The organism is Pseudomonas fluorescens, from assembly GCF_001307275.1.
GTDB classification, from domain to species: domain Bacteria; phylum Pseudomonadota; class Gammaproteobacteria; order Pseudomonadales; family Pseudomonadaceae; genus Aquipseudomonas; species Aquipseudomonas fluorescens_AA.
Map to the genome: position 1 here is coordinate 1181867 of NZ_CP012831.1, position 17755 is coordinate 1199621.

Here is a 17755-nt window from a genome sequence, read left to right on the forward strand (position 1 = left end):
TCTCTCAGAAATCGAGGCGCCTGTTTCGCGAGCAAGCTTTGCTCCCACATAACCCTCTCGCCAAGGCGTCACCTCAACCTCCCGGTAAGCCTCACAACGCCAAAAACCCACTGTACAACCCATACGCCGCCAAGCCCGCCCCGGACATCACGCAGGCAAAGACGCCTTTTTCCACATGGGTGAACAAGGGTTGGCGCTGCTCGCGCTTGGCCTGGGCAAACAGGATCACCCCCGGCGCATACAACAGCGCCGACAGCAGCAGGTACTTCACGCCGCCGGCATACAGCAACCACACCGCATAGCACAGCGCAACGCCACCGATACACAGGTCCTTCATGCGCCGGGCCGAGGCTTGTCCATAGGTTTCGCCCCGTGCGCAAAGCAACACCGCATAGGCTGCCGACCACAGGTACGGCACCAGGATCATCGATGACGCGAGGTAGATCAGGCTGGTATAGGTGCCCGCGGAAAACAGGGTAATCAGCAAAAACAACTGGATCATGCCATTGGTCAGCCACAACGCGTTGACCGGCGCACGGTTGGCGTTTTCCTTGGTCAGGAACGCCGGCATCGTCTTGTCCCTGGCGGTGGCATAGAGAATTTCGGCGCACAACAGCGCCCAGGACAATAGCGCGCCCAACAACGACACCGCCAGGCCGAGGCTGATCAACAACGCGCCCCAAGGCCCGACGATATGCTCCAGGACACCGGCCAGGGAGGGGTTCTGCAGTTGCGCCAGTACAGGCTGGGTCATGATCCCCAGGGACAACACGTTCACCAGTACCAGCAGCGCCAGGACCCCGAGGAAGCCGATCACTGTCGCCCGCCCGACATCCGCGCGTTTTTCCGCCCGCGCCGAATAGACACTGGCGCCTTCGATGCCAATGAACACGAACACCGTGACCAGCATCATGTGGCGCACCTGGTCCATCACGCTGCCCAGGTCCGGGTTCATCTCGCCCCAGATGTCCCGGGTGAACACCTCGGCCTTGAACGCCACCGCGGCGATGACAATGAACATCACCAATGGCACCACTTTGGCGATGGTGGTCACCAGGTTGATGAACGCTGCTTCCTTGATGCCGCGCAGCACCAGGAAATGCACCGCCCACAGCAGCAACGATGCACAGGCGATGGCCACCGGCGTGTTGCCTTGGCCGAACACCGGGAAAAAATACCCCAGGGTGCTGAACAGCAATACGAAGTAGCCGACGTTGCCCATCCAGGCACTGATCCAGTAGCCCCACGCGGAAGAGAAACCCATGTAGTCGCCGAAACCGGCCTTGGCGTAGGCATAGACACCCGAGTCCAGTTCCGGCTTGCGATTGGCCAGGGTCTGGAACACGAAGGCCAGGGTCAGCATGCCGACGGCGGTAATGGCCCAACCGATCAGCACCGCTCCAACGTCGGCCCGGGCCGCCATGTTCTGCGGCAGGGAAAAGATCCCGCCACCGATCATCGACCCCACCACCAGCGCCACCAGCGCACCGAGTCGTAACTTTTCAATCGGCTGCGGCATCTTTCTCGCTCATTAAGTGAATAATGCGACATAACGTTTTTGAATAACGTCACGCGCGCAAAGTCCGAGGGATTATTAATCCGACCACTGTCCAGGACAGCAATAAGAAAGACCACGCCAGACGATTATTTCTGTCATGAAAACAACCTACAAAATAGTTGCGATCCAGAAAAAATCAACTAGCGTGAATAATCCTACGGGATGAAACCCGCCTCGCCACACCTTGCCGAAGCCTCTAAAACGGGCCTCCTGGCAACTTATGGACGTGAAGGAAAGCACTCAACTCCTTCATTAACAATGGAATGTTGTCATGCACTGATCCAGATCAGGTATTCAACTTTCAAACCGACTTATTCTGTCGACTCTCTTCTCCTGCATTGGAGTCTCACAAATGTCTGATACCCCCGGAAAACTTCGATTGGGTGCGTTAGTTGCCCTGGTTGTCGGCTCCATGATCGGCGGCGGGATATTTTCCCTGCCACAAAACATGGCCGCCAGCGCGGATGTCGGTGCGGTACTGATTGGCTGGGCCATTACCGCTGTCGGCATGCTGACCCTCGCTTTTGTCTTTCAGACCCTCGCCAATCGCAAGCCCGACCTGGATGGCGGCGTGTATGTCTACGCCAAGGCCGGGTTCGGCGACTACATGGGTTTCTCTTCCGCGTGGGGCTACTGGATCAGCGCCTGGCTGGGCAACGTCGGCTACTTCGTACTGCTGTTCAGCACCCTGGGCTACTTCTTCCCGATTTTCGGTGAAGGCAACACCGTTGCCGCGGTGATCGGCGCCTCGGTATTGCTGTGGGCGGTGCATTTCCTGGTGCTGCGCGGCATCAAGGAAGCGGCGTTCATCAACCTGGTGACCACCATTGCCAAGGTCGTGCCGTTGCTGCTGTTCGTGTTGATCGCAGTGTTCGCCTTCAGGCTCGACATCTTCACCGCCGACATCTGGGGCGTGAAAAACCCGGACCTGGGCAGCGTGATGAACCAGGTGCGCAAGATGATGCTGGTCACCGTGTGGGTGTTCATCGGCATCGAGGGCGCCAGCATCTTCTCCGCACGGGCCGAGAAACGCTCCGACGTCGGCAAGGCCACGGTCATCGGTTTCATCACCGTGCTGCTGTTCCTGGTGCTGGTCAACGTGCTGTCACTGGGCATCATGACCCAACCTGAACTGGCCAAGCTGCAGAACCCGTCCATGGCCGCCGTGCTGGAGCATGTCGTGGGCCACTGGGGCGCGGTGCTGATCAGCGTCGGCCTGATCATCTCGCTGCTTGGCGCCCTGCTGTCCTGGGTGCTGCTGTGCGCCGAAATCATGTTCGCCGCCGCCAAAGACCACACCATGCCCGAGTTCCTGCGCCGGGAGAACGCCAACCACGTACCGGCCAACGCCCTGTGGCTGACCAACGCGATGGTCCAGCTGTTTTTGGTCATCACGCTGTTCTCGGCCAGCACTTACCTGTCACTGATCTACCTCGCCACCTCGATGATCCTGGTGCCGTACCTGTGGTCGGCGGCCTACGCCGTGCTGCTGGCGGTGCGCGGCGAGACCTACGAAGGCTTCGCGGCCGAACGGCGCAAGGATCTGCTCATCGGCGCCATCGCCCTGATCTACGCGGTGTGGCTGCTGTATGCCGGCGGGATCAAGTACCTGCTGCTCTCCGCCCTGCTCTATGCCCCCGGCGCGATTCTGTTCGCCAAGGCCAAGCACGAGTTGGGCAAACCGGTTTTCACCTCTGTCGAGAAGCTGATTTTCGCCGCAGTGATCGCAGGCGCCCTGGTGGCCGCCTATGGGCTCTACGACGGCTTCCTGACCTTGTAGCTGGCTGATTGTTTTAACGGGAGGATTTGTAATGACCACGGAAAAAGTGAAGTACGGCGTTCATTCCGAAGCCGGTAAATTACGTAAAGTCATGGTGTGTTCCCCAGGCCTGGCCCATCAACGCTTGACCCCGAACAACTGCGACGAGCTGCTGTTCGACGACGTGATCTGGGTCAACCAGGCCAAACGCGACCATTTCGATTTCGTCACCAAGATGCGCGAGCGTGGCATCGACGTGCTGGAAATGCACAACCTGCTGACCGACATCGTCGCCATCCCCGAAGCCCTGGACTGGATCCTGCAGCGCAAGATCACCGCCAACTCGGTGGGCCTGGGCCTGGTGAATGAAGTCGGTTCCTGGTTGCGCAGCCTGGAGCCACGCCATATCGCCGAGTTCCTGATTGGCGGCGTCTCGGCCGACGACCTGCCGGACAGCTTCGGTGGCAAGACCATCCAGATGTTCCGCGACTTCCTCGGGCACTCCAGCTTCATCCTGCCGCCGCTGCCCAATACCCAGTTCACCCGCGACACCACCTGCTGGATCTACGGCGGCGTGACCTTGAACCCGATGTACTGGCCGGCGCGGCGCCAGGAAACCCTGCTCGCCAGCGCCATCTATAAATTCCACCCCGAGTTTACCCAGGCTGACTTCCAGATCTGGTACGGCGACCCGGACCAAGAGCATGGCAACGCCACCCTCGAAGGCGGCGACGTGATGCCCATTGGCAACGGCGTAGTGTTGATTGGCATGGGCGAGCGCTCGTCCCGCCAGGCCATCGGCCAACTGGCACTGAACCTGTTCAAGCACAAGGCCGTGGAGCGGGTCATCGTCGCCGGCCTGCCGAAGTCCCGCGCCGCCATGCACCTGGACACCGTCTTCAGTTTCTGCGACCGCGACCTGGTCACGGTTTTCCCGGAAGTGGTGAGCCAGATCGTCGCCTTCTCCCTGCGCCCTGACGAGAGCAAGCCCGGCGGCATCGATGTGCGCCGCGAAGAAGGCAGCTTCCTCGACACCGTGGCCGCTGCCCTCAAGCTGCCGGCCTTGCGCGTGGTGGAAACCGGCGGCAACAGCTTCGCCGCCGAGCGTGAACAATGGGACGACGGCAACAACGTGGTGGCCGTGGAGCCGGGCGTGGTGATCGGCTACGACCGCAACACCTACACCAATACCCTGCTGCGCAAGGCCGGGGTGGAAGTCATCACCATCAGCGCCAGCGAGCTGGGCCGTGGCCGCGGCGGTGGCCACTGCATGACCTGCCCGATCATCCGCGACCCGATCGACTACTGACCTTCGAGCCTGGGCCAGTGTTTATCGAACGCAGCCCAGGGGATAACCGAAACCCAAGGAGATCCATATCATGGCTTTCAACATGCGCAACCGCAGCCTGCTGAGCTTGATGCACCACACCAACCGCGAGCTGCACTACCTGCTGGACCTGTCCCGCGACCTCAAGCGTGCCAAGTACACCGGCACCGAACAACCGCACCTCAAGGGCAAGAACATCGCGCTGATCTTCGAGAAAACCTCGACCCGCACCCGCTGCGCCTTCGAAGTCGCGGCCCATGACCAGGGCGCCCACGTCACCTACATCGACCCGGTGTCGTCGCAGATCGGCCACAAGGAAAGCATGAAAGACACCGCCCGGGTCCTGGGGCGGATGTTCGACGCCATCGAGTACCGGGGCTTCGAACAGGAGATCGTCGAGGAGCTGGCCAAGTTCGCCGGCGTGCCGGTGTTCAACGGCCTGACCGCCGAATTCCACCCCACCCAGATGATCGCCGACACCCTGACCATGCGCGAGCACAGCGACAAGCCGTTGCATGACATCAGCTACGCCTACCTGGGCGATGCCCGCTACAACATGGGCAATTCGCTGCTGATGATCGGCGCCAAACTGGGCATGGACGTGCGCATCGGCGCACCGAAAGCCCTGTGGCCGCACCAGGACTTCATCGACCAGTGCCAGGCCTTCGCCGCCGAGAGCGGCGGGCGCATCACCATCACCGAGGATCCGAAGGCCGCCGTCAAGGGCGTGGACTTCATCCACACCGATATCTGGGTGTCCATGGGCGAACCGGTGGAAGCCTGGGATGAACGCATCGAGCAGTTGCTGCCTTACCAGGTCAACGCGCAAATGATGAAAGCCTCGGGCAACCCACGGGTGAAATTCATGCATTGCCTGCCGGCGTTCCACAACAGCGAAACCAAGGTCGGCAAGGACATCGCCGCCCGCTATCCGAACCTGGCCAATGGCGTGGAAGTGACCGAGGAGGTGTTCGAGTCCCCGGCCAACATCGCCTTCGAGCAGGCGGAGAATCGCATGCACACCATCAAGGCGATCCTGGTGTCGGCGCTGGCGGATATCTGAAACCAACGCAGTTCCCTTGTGGGAGCGAGCTTGCTCGCGATGGCGCAGGAACAGGCAACATTGATGTCGACTGACACACCGCTATCGCGAGCAAGCTCGCTCCCACCAAGGACCGCGTTGTTCGTCCATTTTTTAGAAGGACAGCACCATGCGCATCGTCGTTGCCCTGGGCGGTAACGCCCTCCTGCGTCGGGGTGAACCCCTGACCGCTGCCAACCAACGTAGCAACATCCGCACCGCGACCGAACAGATCGCCAAGATCCACCCCGGCAACCAACTGGTCATCGCCCACGGCAACGGCCCGCAGGTCGGCCTGCTGTCGTTGCAGGCGGCGGCCTACACCGCGGTCACGCCGTATCCGCTGGACGTGCTCGGCGCCGAAACCGAAGGCATGATCGGCTACATCATCGAACAGGAACTGGGCAATCTGCTGGACTTCGAAGTCCCCTTCGCCACGCTGCTGACCCAGGTCGAAGTGGATGGCAACGACCCGGCCTTCCAGAATCCCACCAAACCCATCGGCCCGGTCTACAGCAAAGCGGACGCGGAACGACTCGCTGCCGAAAAAGACTGGACCATCGCCCCGGACGGCGACAAGTTCCGCCGTGTGGTCGCCAGCCCACGGCCCAAGCGCATCTTTGAGATCCGCCCGATCAAATGGCTGCTGGAAAAAGGCAGCATCGTGATCTGCGCCGGCGGTGGTGGCATTCCGACGATGTACGACGCCGACGGCAAGCTGCAGGGCGTGGAAGCGGTGATCGACAAGGACCTGTGCTCGGCGCTGCTGGCCGAACAGCTGGAAAGCGATCTGCTGGTGATCGCCACCGACGTCAACGCCGCGTTCATCGACTTCGGCAAGCCGACCCAGAAAGCCATCGCCCAGGCCCACCCCGACGAAATGGAAAAGCTCGGCTTCGCCGCCGGCTCCATGGGGCCGAAGGTGCAGGCGGCCTGCGAGTTCGCGCGCAACACGGGCAAGGTCGCGGTGATCGGGTCGCTGTCGGACATCGATGCTATCGTCCAGGGCCAGGCCGGCACTCGCATCAGCACGGCCACAGCGGGTATCACTTATCGATAACAGGAAACTTGCAGGGTGGATCCGGGGTCTGCCCTACACCCACGCCCTTGAGGAGAGTCGTTTATGGCCATGTTCGAACCCGGTCACCTGCACATGGAGCGCCACGCGCTGACCAAGGAAGATTTCAGCTACAACCTGTGCATCGACTATAAGGTCGACCAGGACGGCAAGGAAGGCACGGGCATGTCATTCCGGGTGCATGGCACCGTCGAAGACAAATCACTGGACGAGACATTCTTCCTGGCCAAGGACCAGGCCTTCGATTTCGCCCGCTACGCCACGCGCATTGCGCGGAAATATGGCCTGCCCAAGACCGCCAGCATCGGCTCGATGCACGAGTACTACGACAAAATGTTCGAAGACGTGCGCAAGCAACTGGACGTCAAGCCGGGCGATCCGATGAAGCCGGAACACCTGGCATAACCCGGCTAAAAGACCACCCCAATCCCCTGTGGGAGCGAGCTTGCTCGCGATAGCGGTAGATCAGCCAACACACATAGTGACTGACCCACCCTCATCGCGAGCAAGCTCGCTCCCACAAGGGCTATCAGTGTTCTGAATAGTGGGTTAAACACACTCACTGTCTGGCTGGCAACCCGCGACGGCTGACCTATGCTGAAAGTAGTACCCCCGGGTATTCGTTCAGAGGTCACCGCCATGAACATCAAAACAAGAAGACGCCTCGCCATTTTCGTCACCTGCGCCGCCACGCTTGCGCTGTATGGCACTGCGGCCTACCGGGTCGAGCAGGCCAGGCAACTGCCCCGTGAATACGCCAGCTGCAACTTCGAACGCTGCATCCCCCACAGCGCAACCCTGAACGCCCTGCGCTGAGGCGTGGTCAGTCGTCCTGTTGATCGGTCTTGAGCCGGTCCCGGAACGCCTTGGGCGAGATGCCGACGCGCCGGCGGAACAGCCGGGTGAAGTTGGTCGGGTCGGAAAAACCGAGCAGTTCGGAAATCTCGTAGATGGTCATGCCGGTGTAGGTCAGCAGGCGCTTGGCTTCCAACAACTGGCGCTCGTGCATGATCTGCAACGCCGGTTGCCCCGCCAGTTCCCGGCAGGTGCCGTTGAGGTGCGACACGGAAATGCCCAGGCGATGGGCCAGGTCTTCGACCTTGACGTGCTCGCGATAGGTTTCTTCCACCAACTGAATGAACCCGTTGAGGTATTCCCGGGCCCGTTGCGGGCGCTGGGCCTGGGTGTGTCGCTGCATCACCTGGCGGCTGACCCAGACCATGATCACGCTGACCAGCGCATGCATCAGCATTTCCCGCGCCGGCTGATGCCCCATGTATTCATTCTGCAGGGCGCTGAACAGGCTGTTGAGGTACTCGGCATTCTCGAGGGCGGGGTAGCTTTCGGCCTGGGCCAGCACATTGACCGAATGCCCCAGTTGCGTTTGCAGGTGCGTGACCAGCGGCGCCGCCAGGGTCACCACGTAACCTTCCACATCCTCGGAAAAACGAAAGCCATGGACCGACAGCGGCGGCAGGATCTGCACGGCCGGCTCGGTGAGCTGCGTGCGCCGGCCTTCGATTTCCAGTTCCGCCTGGCCCTTGAAGACAAACAGCAACTGACACAGATCGGCATGCCGATGGGGTTTGATTTCCCAATGATGCTCGCGGCTGCGCTTGGAAATGGTTTCGCAGTGCAGCAGGTCCGGGGTCGGCCATTCCTGGCTCTCACCGTAGAGCTTGAACACCGGGATCGAAGGCAGGTCAGGTTTTTTCATAACGTGGATCCGGGCCTGGGGTTGCGGGCGATAATCGCACCAATTGGCAGAAAGTACAGGTATCGGCTCAGTTTTCCCCTTCAACTGACAGGTCCGCAAGCGAAAAATGTAGGCACTCGATTTCTAATAATCAACACCGACCCTGGTCGCGTGCTTCGTGCGAGTCATAAGAACAATGAAAACCCTCAAGACCCAAGTCGCTATTATCGGCGCCGGCCCCTCTGGCCTGCTGCTCGGCCAGTTGCTGCACAACGCCGGCATCGACACTGTCATCCTCGAACGCCAGACCCCGGACTATGTACTGGGCCGCATCCGCGCCGGGGTGCTGGAGCAAGGCATGGTCGAACTGCTGCGCCAGGCTGGCGTCGGCCAACGCATGGACGCCGAAGGCCTGCCCCATGACGGCTTTGAACTGGTGCTCAACGATCGGCGGGTGCACATCGACCTCAAGGGCCTGACTGGCGGTAAAAACGTCATGGTCTACGGCCAGACCGAAGTGACCCGTGACCTGATGGCCGCCCGCGAAGCCGCCGGCGCCCGCACGTTGTACCTGGCCAGCAACGCCCAGCCCCACGACATGCAAACCGAGCACCCTTTCGTGACCTTCGAGCATGAAGGGCAAACCTTGCGCCTGGACTGCGACTACATTGCCGGTTGCGACGGTTTCCACGGCGTGGCGCGACAGTCCATTCCGGCGGAAAAACTCAAGGTCTTCGAACGCGTCTACCCATTTGGCTGGCTCGGCGTGCTGGCCGACACCCCGCCGGTTCACGAAGAGTTGGTCTACGCTCGGCACGCCCGCGGCTTTGCCCTGTGCAGCATGCGCTCCAAGACCCGCACCCGTTACTACCTGCAAGTCCCTGCCGAGGAACAAGTGGCCGACTGGCCGGACGAGCGTTTCTGGCATGAACTGAAAAACCGCCTGCCCACCGACCTGGCCGAAGCCCTGGTGACCGGCCCGTCCATCGAGAAAAGCATCGCGCCGCTGCGCAGCTTCGTGGTCGAGCCGATGCAGTACGGGCGGATGTTCCTGGTGGGCGACGCGGCCCACATCGTCCCACCGACCGGGGCCAAGGGGCTGAACCTGGCCGCCAGCGATGTCAGTACGTTGTTCAACATCCTGCTCAAGGTCTATCGCGACGGCCGTGTGGACTTGCTGGAGCAGTATTCGGCCATCTGCCTGCGGCGCGTCTGGAAAGCCGAACGGTTCTCGTGGTGGATGACTTCGATGCTGCACCGCTTCGACGACGATGCCTTCAACCAGCGCATCAGCGAAGCCGAGCTCGAGTACTTCCTCGACTCCGAGGCCGGCCGAAAAACCATTGCGGAAAATTACGTCGGACTTCCTTACGAGGCTATCGAATAGCCGCCTACCGACTTAAACTGCGGGCTCCGTCCCATTCGCCTCTTCGGCGCAATGCCCGCAGGTTCTGCCGTGACTCAGCTCAATACACTCCAAGCCCCGAAACCGGCCATCCGCAGCGTGCTGGTGGCCCTGATGCTGGCGATTTTCCTGGGTGCGCTGGACCAGACCATCGTCGCCGTCTCGATGCCGGCCATTTCCGCACAATTTGCCGACGTCAGCCTGCTGGCCTGGGTGATTTCCGGCTACATGGTCGCCATGACCGTGGCGGTGCCCATCTACGGCAAGCTCGGTGACCTCTACGGACGCCGGCCGCTGATGCTGTTCGGCATGGGCCTGTTCACCCTGGCCTCGCTGTTCTGTGGCCTGGCGCAAAACATGGAGCAACTGGTGCTGGCGCGGATCGTCCAGGGCATCGGTGCCGGCGGGATGATTTCGGTGAGCCAGGCGATCATCGGCGACATCATCCCGCCCCGCGAACGGGGGCGCTACCAAGGGTATTTCAGCAGCATGTACGCGGTGGCCAGCGTGGCCGGGCCGGTGCTCGGTGGCTACATGACCGAATACTTGTCGTGGCGCTGGGTGTTCTGGATCAACCTGCCGCTGGGCCTCACGGCCTGGTGGGTGGCCCGACGCACCCTGGTGGGGCTGCCAGTACCGCAACGCACGCCGATCATCGATTACCTGGGCACCGTGTTGCTGATCATTGGCCTGACGGCGTTGCTGCTGGGGATCACCGAGGTCGGCCAGGGCCATGCCTGGCACAGCCGTGAAGTGCTGGGGTTGCTGGGTTGCGCGGGGATAGCCCTGGGGACGTTCGCCTGGTATGAGCGCCGGGCGCGGGAACCGTTGCTGCCGATGCACCTGTTCGCCAACCGCAGCGCGGTGCTGTGCTGGTGCACGGTGTTCTTCACCAGTTTCCAGGCGATTTCCCTGACGGTGCTGGTGCCGTTGCGCTTCCAGAGCGTGACCGGCGCCGGTGCCGACAGTGCGGCGTTGCACTTGTTGCCGCTGGCGATAGGGCTGCCGATCGGTGCGTATTTCGCAGGCCGCCGGACCTCGGTCACGGGGCGCTACAAACCGATGATCCTGAGCGGTGCCCTGCTCTTTCCCTTCGCCATCCTCGGCATGGCCTTCACTGCGCCTGACGCGTTCTGGCTCAGCAGCCTGTTCATGCTGCTCAGCGGCATCGCCTCCGGCATGCAGTTCCCCACCTCATTGGTGGGTTCGCAGAACTCGGTACAACAAGCGGATATCGGCGTCGCCACCAGCACCACCAACCTGTTCCGTTCCCTTGGCGGCGCAGTGGGCGTGGCGTTGATGTCGGCCTTGCTGCTGGCCTTGCTGCAGGATTCAAGCCTGGCCCAACTCGCCGGCGCGTCGCTGATCGGTGAAGGACATGCCGGCAACGTCTTGCTGGACGGCCTCAACGCCGCCCCGGGCGAAGCCCAGAACGCCTTGCGCCAGGCATTGCAGGCGACATTCCGGCATTTGCTGTTGATCAGCGCGGCGGTATCGCTGTTGGGGCTGGCGGCCGCGGTGGCGATGCCCAATCGCTTGCTGCGTGGGCGGGATGAAAAGGCTGGGTAACCTGTATCGGTGAAGAAGGATTGTGGGAGCAAAGCTTGCTCGCGAAACAGGCACCTCGGTTTTTTGAAAGACCGCATCGCCTTCATCGCGGGCAAGCCTTGCTCCCACACAAGCCTTGCTCGCACAAATGCTATCAAGCCGTCGCCGCGACACCCTGCGACATCACCTGCGCGCTCATCCCGTCCTTCATCCGCTTGGCATCGCGCACGAAGCAGCGTGACGCCAGGAACAGGAACACCATGGTCAACAGCAGCGCCACCGGGATCAGGTACATCGCATCGTGCAGGCCGATGGCCTTGAATGCTTCGGTCATCTGGTCGACACCCGCGCTGGCCATGGCCGTACGGGCGAAGTAGTCGGACAAGCCGCCCACCACCACCGGCCCCAGGCCGCCGCCGAGCAAATACAGCCCGGCAAAGTACAACGCCATCGCCGTGGCGCGCAGGCGTGGCTCCACCACGTCCTGGATCGCGGTGTAGACGCAGGTGTAAAAGTTATAGGCAAACAGCCAACCCACGCTGAACACCGCCACGAACACGCCGATTTCAATGCGTCCGGCATGCAGGGCCCACGCCGTGGTGACCGTCGAGATCGCCAGGCTGAACGCGGCAAACAGCAGGCGGCCGTTGGGCACGCGCTGGTGGATCTTGTCCGCGACCCAGCCGCCCAGGGTGAGCCCGAACAACCCCGTCACGCCCACCATGATCCCGGTGGCCACGGCCGCCTCGTGCAGCGGCATCAGGAAATAACGTTGCAGCATTGGCACCAGGAAGGAGTTGCAGGCATAGGTGGCGAAGTTGAAGCACAGCCCCGCCAGCACCAGCCACAGGAAGGTGGGAATCGCCAGCACCCGGCGAACCGGCTTGTCGATTTTTTCCTGGGAGACCTGCACGGTTTCCGCCGCGCCGCGCTTGGGCTCCTTGATGAAAAACATGAACACCGCCAGCACCAGCCCCGGCACCGCCGCGATGAAGAACGGCGCACGCCAGCTGTCGAACGCCTTGACCATCGCGCCAATGGTGAAGAACGCCAACAGCAGGCCCAGGGGCAGGCCGAGCATGAAGATGCCCATCGCCCGAGCCCGACGGTGCGCCGGGAACAGATCGCCGATCAGTGAGTTGGCGGCGGGTGCGTAGCTGGCCTCGCCGATACCGACGCCCATGCGCACCACCAGGAACGCCCAGAAACTGCCCACCAGGCCGTTCACCGCCGTCAGTCCGCTCCAGGCCGCCAGGCCCCAGCCCATCAACTTGCTGCGCGAACCGGTATCGGCCATGCGCCCCAGCGGCAAGCCGGCGATGGCATAAACGATGGTGAAAGCGGTGCCGATGATGCCGATCTGGAAGTCGCTGAGGCTCCACTCCATGCGGATCGGCTCGATGATGATCGCCGGGATGGTGCGGTCGAAGAAATTGAACAGGTTGGCCAGGAACAACAGGAACAGAATGCGCCAGGCATTCGCCGCTTGGGTCGAGTTCTGCATGGGTCCGTCTCTTTTATTGTTATGGGCCAACGGTCCGTGGCCTGGATATGCAATCTAGACAGCGGCACGGGAGCTGTCTCCAATCATTCGCAAGGCTGATACCCGCCCATGGGACGCGGTGTATTTCTTGATGCCGATCAAACTCCTGTAACAATTGCCATCATTTTGCCTTTTGCTGGTTAAAGATCGAAGTCCGGTGGCCGATTCAACGTGATCAGGAAAAGATTATCCCGAGCGCTGCTCAGGCCGTAGCCCTGACCGCTTGGACCGATTTTCGCGTTTACCCAGGCGCGAACTCCCATCCGCGAGCGTTCGATGATCGCATTCGTCGAGCCACCAGTTCAGGCACATGGCGCACAATGACCTCAAAAAAAACAGCCACTGCGGTATCCGATCTGACCTTGAGCCCGGCCGCCAACGGCCCGGAAGTCTCGAAGCCGTCGAGCCCCCCGCGCCCTCTGTCGACCCAGCAGTATCTGTATTTCACCGAAACCAACACCGACCGTATCCTCGATAACCTCGACGGCCTGCGTGACACCGTGTTCCCGCGCCCGCCGCACCTGGTGGACGACGAATACGACCGCGCCCAGCAGGAGTTCCCGTCGGTGTGCCTGATCGGCCTGGGTCGCTGCGGCTCCAACATCGCCCTGGACGTGGCCGAGCTGGTGTACAACGCCCGCAAGTTCTACCTCAACGAATTCAACGCCGAAGACAAAGGCTACAGCGACAAGGGCTACAGCCCCGCACAATGGATCCGCAACAACCTGCGCCTGGGCACCAGCAAGGCCAGCAAGCCGGTGTTCCTGGTAGAGCCGCTGGTGATGCTCGGCGACCTGGACAAGGACATCGCCGGGCGCATCCGTTTCTCGCGCAAGGGCGAAAAAAGCGGCTTCTTGCGCGACTACAGCAAAATGAAAATCATGGACCTGTCGGAAGTCCACGCCGGTGGTGCCGGTAACGCGCCGATCCTGGGCCAGTACCTGGCCAAGATCATCCTGAACAAGGACACCCAGCGCTTCTCCAGCCCCGACTGGAAAATGATCCACTCGTACCTGATCGACAGCTGCGGCATCAAGGCCAACCAGTCGCGCCTGTACTTCTCGATCTTCAGCGCCGGCGGCGGTACCGGCTCGGGCATGGCCTCGGAGTTCGGCCTGGCCCAGCAGTACTCGTACATGAACAAGACGTTCGACACCAAGCCGATGGACGAACACGACAGCAAGAGCGGCCACTCCTTCGTCTTCGAGCCGATCTTCACCAGCGGCATCTGCGTGCTGCCGAACATTTCCGACCACCGCAGCGAAATGTCCGAAGCCTTGCACATCAACGCCGGACGCCTGCTGTGCAAGTACCTGTCGGAAGAATGGGATTTCTCGTACAACTTCGCCAACGAAGACAGCAGCGAAGCCAGCGTGATGGGCCGTATCCGGCCGTGGAACGCGATGATGCTGATCTCCAACGACATCATGCGCTACGCCGAAGAAAGCGATGACGGCAACATCCAGAACATTGATGTCAATGCCATGGAGAAGCATGCCAACCAGTACATCTCCCAGCAGATCTTCAACATCCTGACGGCCCAGGCCGTCACCACCGACTACGACCAGAACTACTTCCGCCGTGCCGGCATCGACATCGGCGAAACCATTCGCCTGGACGCCAACGACCTGTTCATGAGCCTGGCCGGCCCGGTGGCAATCGCCTACGCCGAGTCTGTCGTCCCGGAAACCCCGGTGCCGAGCGGCGACAAGTTCAAGGTGTTCGAGAAAGAGCCGCCGCGCCTGAACATCGACGATCTGTTCTTCCGTTCCATCGACCTGCCGCACTTCAACAAAGTCACCCAGGCCATCGAAGGCATCAGCCTGTTGCCGATCGAATCCAAGCGCTACCGCGCCTCCCTGGAGCAATACAAGAATTCCGGCTACGACGCCGCGGCCCTGCATGACCTGCACTTCTTCAAGAACTGCTCGTCGGTGGTGTCCATCGTCTCCTTGCCCAAGGACTACAAGCTGTCCTACATGGACCTGAACCGGCTCAAGACCCACCTCAACAGCCTGTTCCCCAACACCACGCTCAAGCGTTACGCGCTGGTGATCGGCGCCTCGGCGAACCTGTCGCTGACCACCCTGATCGCCAAGAGCCCGTGCCTGTCGGATGATTTCCTGACCTTGATCGTCGCCTTCATCAAACGCTGCTTCGCCCGCACCCCGTACCGTTTCGACGAAACCCTGGACAACTCGATCCTGGACTTCATCATCAATGAAGACTTCGACGAAGCACGCATCGACGACCTGCTCAACGAATTCGAAAACCCGGCGAAGATCCTCGACACCAACTGGTACGCGATCAAGCCGATGTACGAGAAGAAGTACCGCGAGCTGATCAATGACAAGGACAAGTTCGTCTCGATCAACGACATCCGCCTGTCCCGCGACTGCGTGAAGAAATCCATCAAGTACCTGCGCGAGATCTACCGTCACCGCATTGGCAAGACCAAGGTTATTTCCCTCAATAACCATACTGGCAGGACTTACTGAGGCTGGTGCAGGGACCGCGTCGCCTCGATCGCGAGCAAGCTCGCTGCCACAAGGGTTTGTGTACACAGGCCCACTGTGGGAGCGAGCTTGCTCGCGATAGCGGTCCTGAATCCTGCACCTGAACAACATCCAGAAACAATTGAGCAGCCCAAAGGCTGCTCCATGAACTGTTCCCGTTACGTATACGTCACCCTGCCCTGTGGCGTTTCGCCACGGCAGGGTGCCATCACGCTACTCACCTACACACTTTTTCAAACGCAAAAACACGAACCAACTTGGTGCACCAATCAATTCGACGCCCTTTCCTGGATCATAATCCATGGCGAAACCACCACCGCCCAAAGCTGCGGATCGCGCTCCAGAAAATCCAGCGCCCGCGTTTCAGACAGCTTGGCGAGCTGGTCGGCGGCCAGCCAGGCGGCGACTTTGGTACCTTCGTCCTGGGCGACGGCCTCGGCGGCGGCGATCAAATCCAGTGCCGGATCGACCCACAATAGGGCACCCTTGGCAAAGAACGGCTCCAGCTCTTTCCAGGTGATGGATGCGGTTTCTCCAAGCAGCTTGGCATAGAGGGTGCTAGGTTCTTGATTCATGGGACCTGTCCGGAAAAGAAATCGGCGCGAATGATAACGTCGGTGGTCTGGCAGAAAAACCCGGTAGCAAATTGCGGTACCGATTGAAAAGCGCAGGAAAGCCAAGGATTGCCGAAACGACCGGACAACCCCCGCCGCTATTCTGTCTTTTTCTTTCAATTAAGCGACACCCCCAGGTTTTGCCCCCAAGCGCCAGCTTCCCTTGCCAACAATGGGCGCTCTACACTGTACCGGTACAGTTGCCGGGGGCATTTTCCGCGAGGGTATCCAAGATATCTGACCCGGTTCTGCTGCTACGGCGCCAGGACTATAAAAACTACAACAGCATGAGTGGAGCACTATGACTAAGGCTACTAAGCAGATTTCCAAACTGTTTGCCGCTATGGTTCTGGCCGGGGTTGCCAGCCATTCGTTTGCCGCCGACACCATCAAGATCGGCATCGCCGGCCCCAAGACCGGCCCTGTAGCCCAATACGGCGACATGCAGTTCAGTGGCGCGAAAATGGCCATCGAACAGATCAACGCCAAGGGCGGCGTCGACGGCAAGCAGCTCGTCGCCGTCGAGTACGATGACGCCTGTGATCCAAAACAAGCGGTCGCGGTCGCGAACAAAGTCGTCAACGACGGCGTCAAGTTCGTGGTCGGCCACCTGTGCTCCAGCTCCACCCAGCCAGCTTCCGACATCTACGAAGACGAAGGCGTGATCATGATCACCCCGGCGGCCACCAGCCCGGACATCACCGCTCGCGGCTACAAGATGATCTTCCGCACCATCGGCCTGGACAGCGCCCAAGGCCCTGCGGCCGGCAACTACATCGCCGACCACGTCAAGCCGAAGATCGTTGCGGTCCTGCACGACAAGCAGCAGTACGGTGAAGGCATCGCCAGCGCCGTGAAGAAAACCCTCGAAGGCAAAGGCGTGAAAGTGGCCGTCTTCGAAGGCGTGAACGCCGGCGACAAAGACTTCTCCTCGATGATCGCCAAGCTCAAGCAAGCCAACGTCGACTTCGTCTACTACGGCGGCTACCACCCGGAGCTGGGCCTGATCCTGCGTCAATCCCAGGAAAAAGGCTTGAAGGCCAAGTTCATGGGTCCGGAAGGCGTGGGTAACGACTCCATCTCGCAAATCGCCAAGGAATCCTCCGAAGGCCTGCTGGTGACCCTGCCGAAATCCTTCGACCAGGATCCGGCCAACGTTGCCCTGGCTGACGCGTTCAAGGCCAAGAAAGAAGACCCGAGCGGTCCGTTCGTGTTCCCGTCCTACTCCGCAGTGACCGTGATCGCTGACGCCATCAAGGCTGCCAAGAGTGAAGACGCAGGCAAAGTGGCTGAAGCCATCCACGCCGGCACCTTCAAGACCCCTACCGGTGACCTGAGCTTTGACGCCAAAGGCGACCTGAAGGACTTCAAGTTCGTGGTCTACGAGTGGCATTTCGGCAAACCTAAAACCGAAGCTTCGCCTCAGTAAGGCCTGGCCTGACTGACTGCCAATAAAGCCCACGGCGTGCCGTGGGCTTTGTTTTAAATGTATTGGGCCGCGCTGGCGTGATCCGCCAGCCTCCCCACCTGAAAATCTCAAAACCGTCATCAGCGGTTCGCTGGCAAACCTCGTGTTCGAAGTGGATGCAGATCCACGGGGCCCGGGCGGGAAAATGACTCCACCAGTGAA

14 protein-coding genes are annotated in these 17755 nt (G+C 60.9%); 10 read left to right on the top strand and 4 right to left on the bottom strand.

The genetic code is table 11. The annotated features are described in order from the left end of the window. Positions 1–91: 91 nt before the first annotated feature. Complete coding sequence (arcD, locus tag AO356_RS05270) at positions 92–1519, bottom strand: arginine-ornithine antiporter (RefSeq protein ID WP_060738882.1); 1428 nt, start codon at positions 1517–1519, stop codon at positions 92–94. Positions 1520–1910: 391 nt separating this feature from the next. Here arcD (AO356_RS05270) and arcD (AO356_RS05275) point away from each other — a divergent pair, with 391 nt between their 5' ends. The 6 genes from arcD (AO356_RS05275) to AO356_RS32800 all read left to right on the top strand — a co-directional run bounded on the left by arcD (AO356_RS05275) (position 1911) and on the right by AO356_RS32800 (position 7619). After that, positions 1911–3338 carry an arginine-ornithine antiporter gene (gene arcD, locus AO356_RS05275; RefSeq protein WP_060738883.1) on the top strand — a complete coding sequence of 476 codons (1428 nt, stop codon included), beginning with the start codon at positions 1911–1913 and terminating at the stop codon, positions 3336–3338. Positions 3339–3369: 31 nt separating this feature from the next. Then, on the top strand, positions 3370–4626 hold the full coding sequence (gene arcA, locus AO356_RS05280; protein ID WP_060738884.1) for an arginine deiminase: 1257 nt from the start codon (positions 3370–3372) through the stop codon (positions 4624–4626). Positions 4627–4696: 70 nt separating this feature from the next. Then, complete coding sequence (locus tag AO356_RS05285; protein ID WP_060738885.1) at positions 4697–5707, top strand: ornithine carbamoyltransferase; 1011 nt, start codon at positions 4697–4699, stop codon at positions 5705–5707. Between the two features lie 148 nt (positions 5708–5855). Then, a complete protein-coding gene (gene arcC, locus AO356_RS05290; RefSeq protein WP_060738886.1) occupies positions 5856–6785 on the top strand; it encodes a carbamate kinase in 930 nt (309 codons plus the stop codon). Between the two features lie 63 nt (positions 6786–6848). After that, positions 6849–7208: a DUF5064 family protein gene (locus tag AO356_RS05295; RefSeq protein WP_060738887.1), complete on the top strand. Its 360-nt coding sequence runs from the start codon at positions 6849–6851 to the stop codon at positions 7206–7208. A gap of 234 nt (positions 7209–7442) precedes the next feature. Then, on the top strand, positions 7443–7619 hold the full coding sequence (locus AO356_RS32800; protein WP_162843733.1) for a hypothetical protein: 177 nt from the start codon (positions 7443–7445) through the stop codon (positions 7617–7619). A 7-nt stretch (positions 7620–7626) separates the two neighbouring features. Here AO356_RS32800 and AO356_RS05300 read toward each other — a convergent pair whose 3' ends face one another. Next, positions 7627–8520, bottom strand: coding sequence for a helix-turn-helix domain-containing protein (locus AO356_RS05300; RefSeq protein ID WP_060738888.1), 894 nt, complete (start codon positions 8518–8520; stop codon positions 7627–7629). Between the two features lie 175 nt (positions 8521–8695). On the opposite strand from AO356_RS05300, the gene pobA reads away from it, so the two are divergent. Both pobA and AO356_RS05310 read left to right on the top strand, forming a co-directional pair. Beyond that, positions 8696–9886: a 4-hydroxybenzoate 3-monooxygenase gene (gene pobA, locus AO356_RS05305; RefSeq protein WP_060738889.1), complete on the top strand. Its 1191-nt coding sequence runs from the start codon at positions 8696–8698 to the stop codon at positions 9884–9886. A 51-nt stretch (positions 9887–9937) separates the two neighbouring features. After that, positions 9938–11473: an MDR family MFS transporter gene (locus AO356_RS05310; protein ID WP_219739289.1), complete on the top strand. Its 1536-nt coding sequence runs from the start codon at positions 9938–9940 to the stop codon at positions 11471–11473. Positions 11474–11606: 133 nt separating this feature from the next. Here AO356_RS05310 and AO356_RS05315 read toward each other — a convergent pair whose 3' ends face one another. After that, the gene (locus tag AO356_RS05315; RefSeq protein WP_060738891.1) at positions 11607–12956 is read right to left on the bottom strand and encodes a spinster family MFS transporter; all 1350 of its coding nucleotides are present in this window, start codon (positions 12954–12956) and stop codon (positions 11607–11609) included. 359 nt (positions 12957–13315) lie between these two features. Here AO356_RS05315 and AO356_RS05320 point away from each other — a divergent pair, with 359 nt between their 5' ends. Then, entirely contained in the window at positions 13316–15493 is a 2178-nt protein-coding gene (locus tag AO356_RS05320) for a hypothetical protein (protein WP_060738892.1), read from the top strand. A gap of 287 nt (positions 15494–15780) precedes the next feature. Here the strand turns inward: AO356_RS05320 and AO356_RS05325 are convergent, their stop codons facing one another. Continuing rightward, a complete protein-coding gene (locus AO356_RS05325) occupies positions 15781–16086 on the bottom strand; it encodes a DUF2288 domain-containing protein (protein WP_053119051.1) in 306 nt (101 codons plus the stop codon). 340 nt (positions 16087–16426) lie between these two features. On the opposite strand from AO356_RS05325, the gene AO356_RS05330 reads away from it, so the two are divergent. Continuing rightward, positions 16427–17554, top strand: a complete 1128-nt coding sequence (locus AO356_RS05330; RefSeq protein WP_060738893.1) for a branched-chain amino acid ABC transporter substrate-binding protein — start codon at positions 16427–16429, stop codon at positions 17552–17554. The last annotated feature ends 201 nt before the right edge of the window (positions 17555–17755 follow it).